Raw genomic sequence first — 16804 nt, 5'->3', positions numbered from 1 at the left:
TCCTCTCGCCAATCAGGGTAAACAGTTACTTATAAGTGACTATATCACTTTCGAGTGATTATATCACATTAAAGTAAGTACTTCCTATTTCTTACTGCTTATTAGATAATTTTATCGTAGCTTATTCGAAGTAAAAATTTTAGATCTGGAAGGTGACGTTTATGAAAATTTTGACCGTTGTGTCGCACCCAAGAGTGAATTCCCTAACCTTTGCCGTTGCGGACAGATTCATACAGGGGCTTACTGATGCGGGACATGAGACAGAACTGCTGGATCTGCACCGCAGCGGCTTCAATCCTGTTATGTGGGAAGCGGACGAACCGGATTGGTCATCGAATCGCAAGATCTATTCACCAGAGGTGGAAGCCGAGATGGAACGAATGAAAAATCACGACGCGCTCGCCTTTATTTTCCCGATATGGTGGTACAATCTGCCCGCTATGCTGAAAGGATACATCGACCGGGTATGGAACGATGGTTTTGCTTACGGCTCCAATAAATTGCATCATAAACGAGTGCTATGGCTCGGCCTGGGAGGAGCTCCGCAAGAAGACTTTGAGAAGAGAAAGTACGATAAAATGCTCTCTCAGCTTCTAAACACCGCAATTGCCGAATACTGCGGAATTTCTAACAGCAAGGTTGAGATCCTTTATGACACCCTGGATTCAAGGCCGGAAATTTTCGAAAATCTCCTGATGCGAGCTTATCATCTAGGGCTATATTATGACAACGATTCAAAGGACGTACGTCCATCCTAACAGTAAGATCAAGTTCGTAACCACGCTCTGTAAACCTCCTGAAGCGCCAATCCCACTCAATCCCACTGTATGTTCAGTTTTTGTCAATCTGCCTGATTTACAATGGGATTCACTTAAATTTTTAGGAGGTAGTTATGAACGCTTCATTCAAAAAGTATGCGGCCGAATTCATTGGAACATTAGTGCTTGTTCTGTTCGGCTGCGGCAGTGCCGCTACGGCGGGAGGAGAACTCGGAAATTTGGGAATCGCCTTGGCATTCGGGCTGTCAATTGTGGCGATGGCCTACGTTATCGGTCCGATTTCGGGATGTCATATTAATCCGGCGGTTTCTCTCGCCATGCTTCTTAAACGTAAGCTAACCGGTACCGATTTCATCGGATACGTTGTGGCGCAAATCGCCGGTGCTATTGCAGGATCTGCCATTCTGTACGCCATCCTCGTCTCCGCGGGCATGCCAACAACAGGGCTTGGTCAAAATGGCTTCGGCCCCGGCTATGGGATCGGAATTTCAGCCCTGATGGCGGTCATTGTCGAAATCGTGTTAACCTTCGTTTTTATCTATACCATTCTGGGCGTGACCTCCACTGAGAGCAACGTGAACGTAACCGGCCTGGTCGTCGGACTCACGCTTGCTTTCGTACATATTTTAGGCATCGCCTTAACGGGAACGTCCGTCAATCCTGCAAGAAGCCTCGCGCCGGCGCTGCTGGTTGGCGGAACGGCTTTATCCCAAGTTTGGGTGTTTCTTATCGCACCGCTTGCCGGCTCGGTACTGGCCGTTGCCGTATATCAGTGGTTGAACAGCAGCCGCAGGGGGAAGCAAGCGTAAAAATGGCTAACTTGAGGGGCTGCCCCAAAGTCACTGAAGATGACTTAGGAGGAGTTGCCCTCCTTTTTTGATTTACCAGCTAGCCTTTTCTCCTTCTTCATTCATCTCGTTCGCCCCTTTCTTTAGATATCCGCCATACTCTTGAGTCCACGTCCACATAGCTGCAAAAATCGGCTGCAGACCTTGCCCGGCCGAGGTGAGTTCGTATTCGACATGCAGCGGCACACCGGGGAAAATCGTCCGCGTGACGATCCCCTTCTCCTCTAACAGCCGCAAGCGATCTGTCAACGTTTTCGGACTAATCGGCTGCAACTTGCGGCGTAATTCCCCAAACCGGCGGGTCCCGTTAAATAGTTCGAACAAAAGAAGAAGCATCCATTTGCTATCCAAAATCTCCAAGATAGGTTCAACAGTGCCGGGACAGGATTGATCCATCATGAATTATCACTCCATAGTTCATTTTTTGAAACTATTGCACTTAAATGTAACTACTTTTCAAATGTACCATAGATCAATTACGATGTGAATCGAAGGCAGGAACAAATTCTAAGGAGGAATATTACTATGAAAACTATTTTATGGGCAACGTTAGCCGCCAACGGCAATTATGCGCAATCAGGTCCCGAAAACCCGCCGACAAAAGAAGCGCTGGCCGACTTCGCGGCACAAGCCAAAGCTGCGGGAAATTTCATCGTTGGACGCCGCACTTTCGAAAGCATCGCCGGAAACGGTGGTGGCGGAGGTCCCTTTGCCGATCTCGATATCGTTGTCATTTCCAACAGCATCCCTAATATCCCGGGGGTCACGGTTGCAGGATCTCCGCAAGAAGCCTTGGACTACTTACAGCAAAAAGGCCATCAAACCGCGCTCATCAGCGGCGGTGCGAATATCCACAATTCGTTTCTCGGCCAAGAACTGGTAGACGAAGTGATTTTCAATGTGGCGCCTGTGTTGGAGGGTAAAGGATTGAATCTTTTAATCGACAAAGACCACTACCGCTGCAAACATGTGGAATTGCTGGACTGCAAGCCCCTCGGCGGCGGCGTGGTTCAACTGCGGTATGCAATTAATCGGTAACCATTAATTTGCTCTCCCGGTGATACGTCAGCGTTAACAATCCATATAACCTCGAGTTTCTATGCAGCCTGCAAGCAAAAAACCCTTCTGCACGGACGCAGAAGGGTCAGAGGTTAACCAATGATCAAAGTCTCGCGTTTTTTGTGTTTAATTTGTGTTTAATCCGTCTCTTCGCGATTACAAGCCTTCGATCATCGCTTTGATTTTGCTGTCGCTCTCCAAAGCGCGGAGAATGAGCGTCACGGCTTCGGCGCGGGCGGCCTTTCTGTCAGGTGCGAATGAAGAGGCGGATATCCCTTGAATCAGCTTGGCCGACGAGGCCTGTTCAATCGCATCCGCCGCCCAGTGTCCGCTGCTTACATCGCTATAGCTGGCCCGCGCGCCTGTGGAAAGCACGCTAAGATTCATAACACGCGAAATCATCGTCACCATCTCGGCACGGGTAATGGTTGCATTCGGCTTAAAGCTGCCGTCCGCATAACCGTTCACGATCCCCTTCTCCGCCAATGCGCCGATGTAACCGGCAGCCCATGCGAGCCCGTATCCTTGAATACCGCCGCAGCTGCACTTGGGGTCAGCCCGAAAGCACTGACGATCATGGCGGTAAATTCCGCTCTTGTTACTGATCCGTCAGGACGGAATGTACCGTCCTTATATCCATCGACAATCCGCAGCTTCACGGCTTTTGCAATGGAGTTTTCACCCCAATGATGACTCGTATCGCTGAACGTCTTGTTCTCGTTTTTCGTTGCGGCAACCGCATCGCCGACCGCCTTCAGAACCGCTTCCCGGCTAACCGCGTCCGCTTTGAACGGGCTCACTGCGGTAGCCGGCTCTGCTGCGGCTGGCTGTCCCGGCTTAGCATCCGGCTTTTGCGTGCCCGGCACTGGCTGTTCCGGTTTGGCCGGAGAATCCGTACTGCCGCTGACTCCCCCGCCGCCCGAAGAGTTATTCCCGCCGGAATTTGAATTGCCGCCGTTCGACTTATTCTTAATAGACAAGGCGATGCGATCGTTTTGATAGACCACTTGAGCCGTATACTTGCTCGGCAACCCGCCGATCTCAACCTGGCCGAACTCTCCGCTCCGCTGACCGGCGTCATGGGCTACAAGAGTGATGGTTCCGGAACCAGGCACATAGTTATTGGCGAATTTTACGCGCAGTTTCCCGCCTGTTTGCACCTTGCCTTTGATTTCAAGCACGTCACCCGCGCCGGTAAGATTAAGCTCAAGGATGCCGCCCGCAGATTGCGCAAAGTTTCCGTTAATGGTCATTTTTCCATATACGCTCTCCACAACGGAGCCGCCGGCATTCACCACATCCCCGCTGCCGAAAGCCGTTGCCGAACCGCCTTCAAGCGTGCCGGCGTTGATCCGTGTGCCGCCGGAATACGTGTTATTGCCCAGCAGCTTTAAGGTACCGGTTCCTTCCTTTGTCAGCTTGCCCGTACCGGAAATGTCGTTCCGCCACTGGTCCAATGCATGGAAGCCGCCCTTGCCGGCATCCATCGCCACTGTTACATCGCTGTCAAAAGCGCCGTATCCGTCTGCAGCGGCAAACAGATTCAAACGTCCCCAACCTTCCGGATCGTCCAGCAGCGGATAGCCGGACGGAAGGCCAGTCGTAGCCAGAACCTCACGGCGCTGCTCATCACTCAAATACGGAAGCCGGGTTTCCAGCAATACCTCGGCGCCTTTAGGAACAACCATAGGCTCCGTCGTGGAACCGATCGGCGAGAATCCATAGGTCAACCGCTTGGTAAATTCCGCTTTATTCTTCTCATAATCGCTGAACCGGTCTTCGGCCGTACCGCTCTGCTTCAGCAAAATGTCATGGGCCTGACCATAAGCGGCCTGTTTAAGCGCGGCATTCTCCGGGTCATTGAGGGTAGCCGCCGCCAAAGCCGTTGCCATAACGCGCCCGCCCATCACATCCAAAGGGGAATGCATACCGGCTACAATCCGGTTGTTCCCCATCTCCGATGCCCGGGTCAGCAGCTCCTGAAACCGCTCAGGCACAGCGTAGGCCAGAGACAACGCGGCGAGATACGATGCGTTGGTATGGCCGCTCGGGAAGCCGCCGTCCGTTTCGGGCGTGCTGCTTCTGGCAGGAAGCAAGACCGGCACAATAATGGAAGGATCCGTCCAACGGTACGGGCGAGGGTAGCTGAAATAATTTTTAGCCGGCGTCGTTGAAGCATAATTGCCCCGGAGCTTGCCGATCAAGTCGACCATGCTGCCCAACTGGGAGTTGGAATCGCCGCCTTTGTTCTGACCGTTGCCGTCGTTATATTTTACCGAAGTCGCATCGTCCGGGATATCGGTAATCGTGGTGTACGTTCCCGACATGGAGCGGTACACTTCAGACAGAGAACCCAGCCCATCGGCGGCCCCATAGGTTTGGTTCCTCCGGTCATCGTAATAGGCCGCTTGTTCCTCTTCAGGCGTACGGGCAGCCGCAATATCGGCCACGTATTGAATGTTGTAGTCCAGCACCTCGCTATTCAGCTTGGTTCCGTTATCCCAGGAAGATCCGGGCTTCCAGAGGTTCAGGTATCCGGAGAGTATTCCGATCGCCGGGTTGGAATAGACCGCATCATTCACGGAAGTGTTGTTTTTGTAGCTATCCACAAAGTGCCCCCATGCCGGCGCTGCCGGCAGCCGGGTGGAGGACGCGGCGGATGCGGCCACTGCCGGATTCCCAATCATCAAAGAATTGGAAATGACCGCCAGCCCTACAGCAGTTGACAACAACTTGGTTGTGAGCTTTGTTTTCATAACTTATCTGCTCTCCCATCATATTTTTTTCGATTCGAACCGGTGCTAATGTAGCATCCGGCCATGCCATCCTTCAATAAGACAATTTCTCCATTCTATCAATTTGGGATCATTTCGGCCGATTTCGGCGATTTAACATTCGCTTAACATAAACCGTGAATTAATTTGTCATAGTATGGTGTATAATGCCGCCGGGGAGGAGAGTAAGCTTTGAAAAAGTGGAACTCAGCATTTGCCAGCCTGGTTATTTCATATGTATCCATGGTGCTTGTCATCGTCCTATTGCTCTGCACTGTCTTCTATTTCTATTTCTCGGGCAAATATAAGGAGGAACTGCGCGACAAGAGTCGGATGATTCTTGAGAATACAGCCCATACGATTGAAACTTCGGTGCTTCAGAGGGCCCAGCAGGTCTATCTGGAACTATCGCTGGACAAAACCGCCGATCTTCGTTTATTCGCCGATGCTTCCATACCAAAGCATCCGGCCGGCGCGATCGACCTCCAGGCGCTGCTGAAGTCGGAGGTGGCCGCCCATTCGGATATCGTGCAAGCGGTACATCTGTACGATCCCAAGCGGAATGTCATGCTTTCATCGCTTTACGGGCTAAAATACAATGCCGATCAAGGGGACGGCGCCGAATTTTTGGCGGACTGGATGGACGGAATGCGCAAGCACAAGCAAAACAGCCTGTGGACCCCGGCAAGGTGGATCCCGGAAGATATTTTCTCCAACGTCCCGGGCGGCAACGGCAATAACTTGCTCACTTACGCGCACAGTTATCCCTTTCAGTCCTCCGGCGAGAACAGCGACCTGATCATCGCCATCGATGTGAAGGAAAGCGCGGTGAACGGGATTATCCGGAATATGATGCCTTCGCAATATGAGAGTACGTTTATTTTGGACCGGTGGGGACGCATGATCAACGGTTCGGACAAGGATACATCAGGTCTTCAGAGCGATTTCGACTTCAGCATCGCCAAGGTAACGGAGTCCGGGGCGGATGCCGGAAGCTTTCTCGACAAGATCGGCAGCATCGCCTATGTGGTTTCCTACCAAACCCTTCCGTCCACCGGCTGGAAAATGTACAGCGCCATGCCCTCCAGCTTCTTCTATGAAAAATCGCTGGTCGTGCAAAAGCTGACCCTTGGGATATGCCTGCTTGCCCTTCTGTTGGGCACTCTGCTATCCGGGATTTTGGCCGGAGTCAACTATAGCCCGATCAAACGGTTGGCCATGAAAATCAAGGATCTGACCGGCCATACGCCTGAACCTGCAACAAATGAGTATCGGATGATTGACTCCGCCTTCACCAGGCTTAGCGATAAAGTCAGCAGCCTGGAAGAGACCTTGCAGGCCACTGGCCCGATTATCAAGCGCAATGTTGTAATGAATATTCTGCACAACGATTTTACCCGCGAGACATTGGCGAAAGAGCTGCCATGCCTGGGCATCTCCCGGGAGTTCAAGCATTACTGCTGCCTGCTCCTCAATTCGGGGGGCGCCATTGCCGCATTAAGCTCCGGAGATATGCAGGTGGTCATGCAGCGGATGATCGCCCGGCTGGAGGCGGTTTGTCCGCCGGAGAGCCGGATCATTGCCGAAGAACTGCCGGATAAGAAGATTGCAGTGATCCTTTGCGCCCGTGAAGCGTCCGACGCTCTATTGGAGCAGTTCTCCCGTTTGGTGTTATCGGAGAGCAAGCAGCAGCATCTGGAACTTCAACTCTCGTGGGGCTCTTGGGTGCGGAGGATGGCCGATGTCCACATCAGCTATAACGAAGCCCGGACCTTGATAAAATACGCTTATTTCCTGCCGGAGGTTTCCATTTTGAAGGACCTGCGCCTCTTGGAACGGGAGAACAGCCTTGACGAAATTCCGCAATCGGTACTTGCAAGGTTCAGGGAAAAATTGCACGCGCGTCAGCTCCATGAGATCGAAACGGCGGTCAAGCAGCTTGTTACTGCTATGCGGGAAGGCATGTACCCCGCCGATTACTGCCACTTTGTTCTGGCGAATATCGTGTTCGTCTACTCCGATTATTTAAAAAGCGTCCGCTATACCCCACCTGTTCAAGGACATTTGGATCTGTACAATCAGTACATCGAGCTTCGCAATATCCATGACTTTCGGGATTGGCTGGTGGATTCGGCCGCCGCTTTCATCCATCACACGGAGAAGCGGAATAGCGAAAGAGCCGTCTCCACGATTGAATCGGCCAAGCAGTATATCGAACGCCATTTGTCCGAAGACCTGTCTCTGGAGGCGGTATCCGCCAAAGTGTTTATCAGTCCTAAGTATTTAAGCAAGCTCTTTAAAGAGGAGCTCGGCGTCACCTATACCGACTACGTCACCGGCCGGCGTATGGAACGGGCCAGGGCGCTGATCGAGAACAACAATATGACGGTCGAACAAATCGCGAGTACGGTCGGCTACGGGACGGCGGCCTATTTTATCAAGAGATTCAAGGAAACGTACGGCTGTACACCGGGAAACTATTTGCGAAATACGGTGAACCAGGGTTAGCCGCTTCGGCCGGCCGGCGGAAGCAGGATCATGATGAAAGAAGGACTCCCCATGAAAAAGAAGGAATTACGGCGTTTCACCATCCTTTTCGCTGTGGCCGTGTTAGGTTTGGGCAGCGGCTGCGGCACACCGCCAGGCAACCTGTCTGCCGCCGTGGATATTCAGGAGAAAAAGGCTTCCGTCACCCCGCAGTACAAGATTTCCTGGACGATGCATCAAAACCTGCCGGTGCCGGAGGATGCGGAGATGGTGCGGTATGTGGAAGATAAATTTCACGTGGATCTGGACGTCTGGAATCTGGAAAACAATAAATATGAAGCGCTCCTGGACATCCAATTAGCGCAAGGCGCAATTCCCGATCTTTTCAGGATTCGGCAGCCGCAGGACCTGCTCAAATATCAACAGCAAGGCCTTCTGGCCGAAATTCCCGAAGACAAGCTGATCAAATATGCCCCCTATATCATGAAAGCCATCCGGGAACATGCGCCCGCCTACCGGGATTACGGAAAAATCGACGGGAAATATTACGCCATTCCTGTCGTCAATCCCACGAACATTTATCGCATCCCTGTAGTTTACAGGAAGGATTGGCTGGACAAGCTGGGCCTGCCTATGCCGGAGACGCTGTCCGACTTTGAAAAGGTCATCTATGCGTTCGCGAATGAGGATCCGGACGGCAACGGGATCAAGGATACCTACGGTTTGTCCCTCGAAGGGATGAATGTGGTGTTTGGCGCCTTCGGGCAGATCGTGTTCGCGGACCAGATCTACTTCGGGAGGAAAGACGGGAATCTGGTGATCGGCGCTTTGGAGCCGGAAATGAAGGAAGCCTTGCAGTACCTTCGCAAATGGTACCTTGACGGCATCATCGATCCGGAATTTATTACCGGGGAGAATAAAGGGGGCTATAAACATCTGTCCCATGCTTTCATTAATGGAAGAATCGGCATGACCTCAATGGGCAACTACTATCACTGGATTCAAGACGGCGATTATTCGGCATGGACTTACGACGGCCATTCGGGGGGCAAGGAGACTCCGGTAGAAGCCGCCTATAATGCGAAGGAATTAACCGCCAAAAATCCGCAGGCCCGGATTGTGTTTGGTCAACCCTTTAGCGGACCCGACGGCAAACGGGGTTCCAAAGCCTATGACATGCTGATGAGCTTCACCGCGATCGGCGCGGACGCCGCCAAAGAGCCGGGCAAGCTGGAGACGATCCTGCAGATTCTTGACGATGTCAGCGCCAATCCCGACCCGGAAAGAAGATGCTTCGTTGAAATACGGGGTTAAGGGAAAGCACTGGGTATGGGCAGAGCCCGCAAAGGAGGATGTCATTGTGCTGCCTCCTTATGACCGAATGTTCAGCTATCAGAATACGATCGGCGCCAATCTGGGCATGACGATCCCTGTGATGCCTACAACGCGAAGAGAGCAATGGGCTAAGGCCTTGGGCCTCGACCGGGACGGTGTCTACAATGCCTTGGAAGTGGCGACCCCCTCCCTGATCAAGGATGGCCCCGAGCTCATTAAGCTGCGGAACAAAGCCTACATCTCTTTCATCACAGGCGACCGTCCTTTGGAGGAATTCGATGATTTCGTTCAGGAGTTTATGGCGGCCGGCGGAACCGAGGTCCTGCGGGAAGCGAATGCGTGGTATCATCAGCATGCCGTGAAGTGACTGCCCCGGTTGGGGGAACTAGGCCGTATTTTAAATATTTGCCGCAACGTTCCGTGCCTGCTCGTCCAATTTTTGGGCGGAGGCGGCGATATTGTTGAAGTCTTCCATGGTTACTCGTATCTGTTGCTGACTCTCCTCAATGGAAGATTGGACGCGGTGGATACCGTCCGATATCTCGGTTATCTCCTTTGTAATGCCGCTAATGGCGTTTTGCACCTTGACGATGGATTCCGACACCTCGCCCGACAGCTTGCGCACCTCTGCGGCCACCACATCAAACCCTCTGCCGTACGGCCCCGCATGGGCCGCCTCGATGGCTGCATTTAGGGCGAGCAGGTTGGTCTGAGAGGCAATATCGCGGATCGTCTGCACAATCCCCTGGATTGACTTGGCTTGCTCCTGCAGCCCCTCAAGGGTAAGGGTGTTATCCTCCGAAAACTCGGCAATCCGGTCCACGCTGAGCAGCAGCTCCCGGCTCCTTCCGATTCCCGCTTCCGCATGCTGATTTAAGCCTTGAGAGGCCGCCTCCAATTCTTTAACCACCATGGACAGGCTGAATTGGCGTTGGGTAATATCCGTTGCAATTTTAGAGACGCCGATGACCTCGGACTCCTGTTCATCATAGATCGGCATATAAGTGGCCTCCAGCCACACTGTTTCACCACGGGCATTTTTCCGTTCAATCTTATCCTGAAAGCTTTGCCCGGACAGCAGCGCCGTCCAGAACTGCTCATAAACCGGTGAATTAGCAAATGAGTCAAAGCAGAAGTCCCGATGCCGCATTTTCATTATATCCTCAATTGAATATCCCATGGTATCGGCAAATACCTCGTTTACATAGGTCACTTTACGATCGATATCGAAACGGATCATGGCTAAGTTCTTCTCCATCGCTCTGAAGACCAATTCGTTCGTTACCGCCGGTTTGTTCATCATTTGTGTCCACCTCTCACTGTTAAATAAAGCAGCGCACCCTAATATACCAGTTTAACAACTGCATCTGAACAATAAATAGACATGCTGGCAGCGGAAGCAGGCTGCCGGTTCGTTCCGGCAGCCTGTCGTCCTTTTATTAGGAGTTCTTCAATTTGACCGGGAACAGCAAATCCAATTGATGCTCATCGCTCTCCGGCCAATTGAGATGGCAATGATAAACGTAATTCAAATGTTCCTCCAACAATCCGCCCATAAACTCTCCATGGTCATTCAACATATTGGCTTCATATTTCGGATGATTATGAACCCAATCGGACAGCCACTTCCATTCATGGAAGTTCCCCAATGTTATGGTATGCGCCGCATACATACCGCCGGCAAACCGCTTCTTCACCAGCGGCGCCGGAACTTCCATTTCGGCAGGGATCGTCACCCAAAACTCGTACCCGTAATACGGTTTCTCATCGGAAGGGTTCGGATGATTAAACCCAAATACACGAGCGTCTGGTTTCACGTTATAAAGTCGGCTCTTCTTTAGGAATTCCGCGAGCTGCTCTCCGGCATTCTCCTCAGGGTTCTCCCCCACATAGTGACTCGCCGCGACTGTACAGGGGGGGACGTGGATCATTCTCACATTTTCAAGCTTTTGCAGTTTCGCCGCTGCCGCGTTTAGATCATTCATTGACTTTTCCTCCCTTGGATCGAAATGAGATAAGGATAAGGAGTCAATTTCATGAAGCATGCTTTCATCACACAAAAGATCGCGGTTTATTTCAAGCGCATGGTTTCTTTCCAACTCTTCGATCAGCCTCGTTATGATTTCTTTGATCGTGGCCAACGACTCTATAGTGCTCGTCAGCTCCTTCACTCGTTCTTTAAAAATGTCCACAGCCGCTGCCGCGTCTTCATGTTCAAGGATAATCGCGATCTGTTTTAAGGGAATACTTAATTTCCTTAAAATCATGATTTGTTCGAGACGCCTAAGAGAGGCTTTGTCATATGTCCGGTATGCATAGCCTTCCTTTTTCGTACTGGCGATCAGCCCGAGCTCTTCGTAGTACCGAATCGTTCGAGTCGTTACTTGAAAAAACCTCGATACTTCGCTAATGGTTGCAAGTTCCATAAAAACCCTCCTCCCCTTCAACATGAAGTCTATAGGACGCCGCGACGTCAAAGTCAATGGCACGATCAGCAAAACATAAGGACAGAAAATGCCGCTATTTTGAAGGTTCAGCCGCCGGATTGTCGTTGCAATAGCTGCCAGCAAGTTAGTATCGGTTATCCTCGCATCGCCATTTTTCTTGGGAACCTGCGAATACTACTTCTTTACCAGTAATATTGTTGTAAGGCAAGGAATTTCATCATCAATAACCGTTCAATATTACTAATTCCGCAGGATAATTGTGTCAAAAAAGCGACTTTTGCACCTTGGAGGACACAGGAAAAGTGGGTAGTCTATGCTTAGTTTATCCAAGATAAGATCAGGGAGAATCAGGTACAGCCGATTACGGTCGGGGGTACGACCCTTGTGCAGGTCCGTCCGCTTTTTGAAGCGATGGGACTGGAAGTGAAGTGGGATAAAACCAGCGGAGTATCAAGCGACGGCACGTTCAAGAGCACGGACCTGATCTTGGCCTCACTCGACGCTACGGATACGCTCGTCCTCACCTACGCGGACGGGACCGTCGTCCGCAGCCTTTTCTTCGATCACGCTCCCGGCAGCAAAAATTCGCTCAAGAATATCCAAATCGGGAAAAACAATTTCTATATTTCCGAGGATCAGTAGCGTCTTAAGCAAAGCCCCTTCTGCTGAATGAACAGCGGAAAGGGCTTTTTTAATGGATAATATTCCGGAATCGGCGTTCCCAGTCCTCGGAACATGGATGATTATGGCCAACAAGGCCCTATTCCACTTATTTCCTGATTATAATAATAAAAAAAATCCCGCAATAACTGCGGGATAATAGCTAATTCTAATACCAGCATCTATGCTTTCTTTCATTTTCAGGCAAAACCACTTTAACGGTTGTGCGTTGAATCGCTTTTACTTTGTTAGCGGCAATGTTTCTTGATTTGTTCTTATTTTTGTTTTTAGAAATTCCTTTAGCTTTGCTTGCAGGCGAAAGGATGTAATATTTAGCCATAATATACAGCGCCTCCCTTCCGCTTAATCTAGTATAGAATATGAAAAGTTCAGCAGATAGTTTGTATCGATATCTATAAAACTAAGAATAGTCAGATTATCTGATAAGCGCATCATGAAATGACGTTCATACCGAAAGAAGTTAGCGCCGATATTTTGACCAAATCACCATTTCATTTGACGAATGGCACAGAATTCACCAACATTTACGGAAATTTAATGTCCGCTATGTACGCGGCGGTAACACAGGAAGTATGCGTTATCATTGGGCGGCATGTGAATCTATAAATTAGGCTCATAACTCCCGAAAGCCAACTCCCCCCAATTTTCGATGCCAACTTCAATTTTAGAAATCCTAACTTTCTCAAAAAAAACAACGGCTCCCCCTGCCTGCTACCAGGACAAGGGGAGCCGAAGCACCCGGAAATATTGTTACTTGGTTAGTCGTCTGCGGCTTAACCATACACCGAGAACGATCAGTCCGAGACCCGTCAAATAGTACGGATAACGGCTTTCTTCACCGGTCTTCGGAAGCATGGATACCGGCTTCTCCGAAGCCGGAGTTTGCGGCTTCGGCTTCTCCGGCTTCGGCTCGCCGCGTGGAATATCCTCTTCTCCGACATCAACGGTAGGCGTTTCCGAATCATCCGCCGAAGGCGTTTGAGGTGTTGCCGGTTCGCCTCTCGGGATATCTTCATCCGGCACTTCTACTTCGCCGGTCGGCGGCGTCTCCGGATTTGACGGAGTCGAAGGATCGCCCGGCGTTACCGGAGTCGATGGACGGTCCGGTCTCGTTGGGTTCCCGGGATTGCCCGGATCGGACGGATCGGACGGATCGGACGGATCGGACGGATTCGACGGCTCGCCAGGTTTAACGGGTACCTTGCTGTTCGTTACGGTCATTTTCAGCACATTGCCTTGGCTCGTAATACTGGAGTCGATCGTTACGTTCCAAGTTGCCTGATCGATCTTATATCCTTCCGGAGCGGCTAACTCCTCCAAAATATAATCGTCATACAACAGTTTCGTAAACAGGGCTTTGCCTTCCGCATCCGTAGTAATTACGTTCGGCGCCCGTTTGCCCGCTGCATCGTAAAGCGCGAACTTCGCTCCCGCCAGCGGCTTCGTGTTGTCGTCGCGGTCCACCTTCGTCACTTCCAGGCTGCCCGTTACGCCGCCGCCCGAACCTGAACCGGAGGAAGTACGGACAATGACCTCTTCCGTCGTTTCCCTAAGCTCGGTCTTCAGCTGATCTCCTTCGAGCGCTACCTTATTTTGCACAGCTTCTTTATCTCCAGCGGCAATGAACGACTGGTATTCTAAAATATAAGCCGTGGAGATGGCGTCCGTGAACTTTAATTCAAACGTCTCTTGATCGCCGTCAAGCCTTGTGATGGTTAACGTGTAGTCCTTCCCTTTGGTCAATTCTTCCGCTTTGACCGCTTCACCGTTTGCATTGACCTTGGCTTTGTAGAGGCGGAACGAATCTTCGATCAAAACCTGATTCACGCTTGGATAATCGATAATTTTGGCGTTGGAAATATGCGACTGGCCTTCATTAATGCGAATCGTCCAATCGATTTTATTTCCATTTTGGGCGCCTTTCTTCGTCACGTACTCGCCGCCATGCGGAATCGTCACGCTGGCGTTCCATATCGCCGCTTTATCGCTGCCGTTCCACAGCTCAGCGGTATTATCCATCGTCTTGACAATCAACGTGTCCTGCAGCGATGTTTTGAACTCGATCCAATAGGCCGATGCGATCTTGTTCTTAAATTGAACGGTCAGTTTGTTTCCGTTCGCTTCGGACGGTTCCGTCACCTCGTATTGAGCAGCCGAAACTTCAGCGCCCTTCTTAACGCCATTGCGTCCCCCCGTCAGCTCCATCGCATACACCTTTACCGAATTCGGAACAAACTTCTGCTCCTGCTTCAGAACATCCGTTACGATGGCTTTGTCAAGCGGATCGAGATTGTAATTCATCTTAATGTTCCACGTGATCTCTTTGTTGACAGGATCGTAGCTGCCGTCTTTACCGCCATTGTTTTTCGTATAATCGTCGGAGGAGAAGGCGGCTTCCCGTTGGATCGGCCCTTTCTTCTCGCCGTCCTCGGTCCACGTCATGACAGCTCTGTTCTTAAAATCGAGCTTTCGCTCCTTCAGCCAGCCGATGTTAAACTTCGTTTCATACTCGATCGTATACGTGGTGTCAATGGTCTTCAGGAACTTGATGACAAAGCCGCTGCGTACATTGTCGTACTCAACCTTATAATCGCTTTTAGGAACGAGCTTCCCATCCGCTTTTACGATCATGGAATCCGGAACGAATTCAAGACCGCCCTGCGGGAACGTATCCGTAATGACTACATCCTTCATGCTGTACTTGCCGCCGTCCGGCCGTTTATCGCCGTTGACCGTAATCAGCCATTTCGCCGTTTTGCCGGCAAAATCGATGTTCTGTACGCCTTTCACCAGAGCGCGGCTTCCTTGGGCCGGGGTGGTCACTTCCTTGGACGCATCACCCGACACGACTTTGTTCTTCACCTGCTTCCCGTCGGCGATCGTCCGATCGACCGGCTTCGTCTGGTAAACGATCGTATAAGGCGAATCGATATCCTTCTCGAATTGAAGGCTGAATCCGTTCTTACCCGCCGATTCGGCGGTGTATTCATCCTTGGCAACCAGATCTTTATCAGCCTTCGAATCCCCGTTGTACACCTTCAGCGAATCGGCAATCCATGTATGAATTTCGCTGAATTCATCCGTGATGACCGCTTTCTCTTTTGGAATCTTCTTTTCATTGAAATTGTATTTCACAGTCCAAGTGATGATTCCGGTGCTGTTATCCACGCTAAACGATTTATCCAAAAATTGGCCGCGGTTTACCGTTACCGTAGCGGTCGATTTGGCATCTTCCGTTCCGTCGCCGGACAAGACAGCGGTGTTTTCAAAGCGCGACTGCTCACCGGTAAGCTTCGTCGAAAAGCGAATCTCATAAGCCTTGCCGATCGTCTCATCCTGGAACGCAAGCTCCAGTTTCGCGCCACCGTTCGTTTCGACCTTATATTTGCCGGAATCTACCTTGTCGCCAAGGGCCGCCGATCCGTCACCGTTAACTTGCAAACGGTAAACCTCCACAGAGTCAGCAATAAGCTCCAAACCTTCAGGCAGTGCGTCAGTGATCACCGCGTGCTTGATTTTTTCCAGCGACTTGTTAACTTGAACCGTCCAATCGATCCGATCTTTGCCGATCGCTTTCCCTTGCTTTTCGATCAGCTTTCCGCCCTTCGGCTTCAGATTCACGATAGCGGTCTGCACTCCGCTTTTTACTGGAATGGCAATAACGACTTCCGTACTGCCTTTAAGGACTTCCTTCTTAAATTCCGTACGAATTTCCAGCTTGCCGGCGATGTTGGAATGACTCTCCACGTAATCATTGAAGGTCATCACAACTTTCCCGTTCAGATCGACCGTAAACCGGCCGACTTTCCCTTGATCGGCAAGAAGCGGGGCATCAATATCCGTAAAAATTTCAAACTGCCGCGGCAGCTCGAAGCTGAATGTATCTCCATTCTTGTAGCCGTGTCCGTTTGGAAGCTCCCATTCATAGCTGAGGTTGACGGCCGCGCCGACGTCCAAACTGCTATCGGGATTATACACCGCATCAATCACGGTACCGTTTAAATCGGTTAACACGACTTTGGTTAAAATACTCTCCGCACTGGCGACTGGCCTGGCGACTGGCCTGGCGACTGGCGCCGGCCGGTCATATACGCTATCCGTCACGGATTCTTGCGCGCTGCCCGTTGATTCTTGCACGCCGGCCGCTGCGTTCGCCGTCCAAACGGATGCGCCATACAGCGTCTGCATCAGCAACAGCAATGCCACAACGATTCCACAAACCTTTTTCCTCGTAATCTCTCCCTCTGTCTCTACATCACCCTCATTATATTCGGTTCCGATCCGCCTTCCGTGCGCAATTCGGGCCATGCATCCATCGGACAACATGTCGATAGGGTAATTTTCAGTCCATCACCTCCGCTGATCTTTATTGGCGCACGATGAATTGTGCCTGT

General features: G+C 51.1%; 14 protein-coding genes. 7 read left to right on the top strand and 7 right to left on the bottom strand.

Annotated features, from left to right (window positions below; all coding sequences use genetic code 11):
• Positions 1 to 161: 161 nt before the first annotated feature.
• Together DYE26_RS24155 and DYE26_RS24150 are read left to right on the top strand one after the other, a co-directional pair.
• Positions 162 to 758 carry an NAD(P)H oxidoreductase gene (locus tag DYE26_RS24155; protein ID WP_036618497.1) on the top strand — a complete coding sequence of 199 codons (597 nt, stop codon included), beginning with the start codon at positions 162 to 164 and terminating at the stop codon, positions 756 to 758.
• Between the two features lie 134 nt (positions 759 to 892).
• Entirely contained in the window at positions 893 to 1588 is a 696-nt protein-coding gene (locus DYE26_RS24150) for an MIP/aquaporin family protein (RefSeq protein ID WP_036618495.1), read from the top strand.
• A 72-nt stretch (positions 1589 to 1660) separates the two neighbouring features.
• On the opposite strand, the gene DYE26_RS24145 is transcribed toward DYE26_RS24150, so the two are convergent.
• A complete protein-coding gene (locus DYE26_RS24145) occupies positions 1661 to 2026 on the bottom strand; it encodes a winged helix-turn-helix transcriptional regulator (protein ID WP_036618490.1) in 366 nt (121 codons plus the stop codon).
• Between the two features lie 126 nt (positions 2027 to 2152).
• Between DYE26_RS24145 and DYE26_RS24140 the strand changes: the two genes are divergently transcribed.
• On the top strand, positions 2153 to 2665 hold the full coding sequence (locus DYE26_RS24140) for a dihydrofolate reductase family protein (protein ID WP_036618489.1): 513 nt from the start codon (positions 2153 to 2155) through the stop codon (positions 2663 to 2665).
• Positions 2666 to 2842: 177 nt separating this feature from the next.
• Here the strand turns inward: DYE26_RS24140 and DYE26_RS24135 are convergent, their stop codons facing one another.
• Together DYE26_RS24135 and DYE26_RS24130 are read right to left on the bottom strand one after the other, a co-directional pair.
• The gene (locus DYE26_RS24135) at positions 2843 to 3154 is read right to left on the bottom strand and encodes an S-layer homology domain-containing protein (protein ID WP_036618488.1); all 312 of its coding nucleotides are present in this window, start codon (positions 3152 to 3154) and stop codon (positions 2843 to 2845) included.
• Positions 3151 to 5442: a phosphatase PAP2 family protein gene (locus DYE26_RS24130; RefSeq protein ID WP_082207614.1), complete on the bottom strand. Its 2292-nt coding sequence runs from the start codon at positions 5440 to 5442 to the stop codon at positions 3151 to 3153. The genes DYE26_RS24135 and DYE26_RS24130 overlap by 4 nt, the downstream gene beginning before the upstream one ends.
• A gap of 210 nt (positions 5443 to 5652) precedes the next feature.
• Between DYE26_RS24130 and DYE26_RS24125 the strand changes: the two genes are divergently transcribed.
• Genes DYE26_RS24125 through DYE26_RS34725 form a run of 3 tightly spaced genes read left to right on the top strand, consistent with a single transcriptional unit; the run spans position 5653 to position 9649 of the window.
• The gene (locus DYE26_RS24125) at positions 5653 to 7968 is read left to right on the top strand and encodes an AraC family transcriptional regulator (protein WP_036618485.1); all 2316 of its coding nucleotides are present in this window, start codon (positions 5653 to 5655) and stop codon (positions 7966 to 7968) included.
• A 51-nt stretch (positions 7969 to 8019) separates the two neighbouring features.
• On the top strand, positions 8020 to 9261 hold the full coding sequence (locus DYE26_RS24120) for an extracellular solute-binding protein (protein WP_307719318.1): 1242 nt from the start codon (positions 8020 to 8022) through the stop codon (positions 9259 to 9261).
• Between the two features lie 46 nt (positions 9262 to 9307).
• A complete protein-coding gene (locus DYE26_RS34725) occupies positions 9308 to 9649 on the top strand; it encodes a hypothetical protein (protein ID WP_307719317.1) in 342 nt (113 codons plus the stop codon).
• 30 nt (positions 9650 to 9679) lie between these two features.
• On the opposite strand, the gene DYE26_RS24115 is transcribed toward DYE26_RS34725, so the two are convergent.
• Together DYE26_RS24115 and DYE26_RS24110 are read right to left on the bottom strand one after the other, a co-directional pair.
• Complete coding sequence (locus tag DYE26_RS24115; protein WP_036618482.1) at positions 9680 to 10585, bottom strand: methyl-accepting chemotaxis protein; 906 nt, start codon at positions 10583 to 10585, stop codon at positions 9680 to 9682.
• 136 nt (positions 10586 to 10721) lie between these two features.
• On the bottom strand, positions 10722 to 11852 hold the full coding sequence (locus DYE26_RS24110) for a MerR family transcriptional regulator (RefSeq protein WP_218568200.1): 1131 nt from the start codon (positions 11850 to 11852) through the stop codon (positions 10722 to 10724).
• A gap of 201 nt (positions 11853 to 12053) precedes the next feature.
• Here DYE26_RS24110 and DYE26_RS24105 point away from each other — a divergent pair, with 201 nt between their 5' ends.
• The gene (locus tag DYE26_RS24105; protein ID WP_371860980.1) at positions 12054 to 12371 is read left to right on the top strand and encodes a stalk domain-containing protein; all 318 of its coding nucleotides are present in this window, start codon (positions 12054 to 12056) and stop codon (positions 12369 to 12371) included.
• A 187-nt stretch (positions 12372 to 12558) separates the two neighbouring features.
• Here DYE26_RS24105 and DYE26_RS33620 read toward each other — a convergent pair whose 3' ends face one another.
• Complete coding sequence (locus DYE26_RS33620) at positions 12559 to 12729, bottom strand: hypothetical protein (protein ID WP_164815219.1); 171 nt, start codon at positions 12727 to 12729, stop codon at positions 12559 to 12561.
• A 431-nt stretch (positions 12730 to 13160) separates the two neighbouring features.
• Positions 13161 to 16616, bottom strand: coding sequence for a collagen binding domain-containing protein (locus DYE26_RS24100; protein ID WP_227877068.1), 3456 nt, complete (start codon positions 16614 to 16616; stop codon positions 13161 to 13163).
• Positions 16617 to 16804: the final 188 nt, after the last annotated feature.

The sequence above is a fragment of the Paenibacillus macerans genome, assembly GCF_900454495.1.
Taxonomy (GTDB): Bacteria; Bacillota; Bacilli; order Paenibacillales; family Paenibacillaceae; genus Fontibacillus; species Fontibacillus macerans.
The sequence above is the reverse complement of the archived record's forward strand: the minus strand, read 5'-3'. Positions and strand labels throughout refer to the sequence as shown.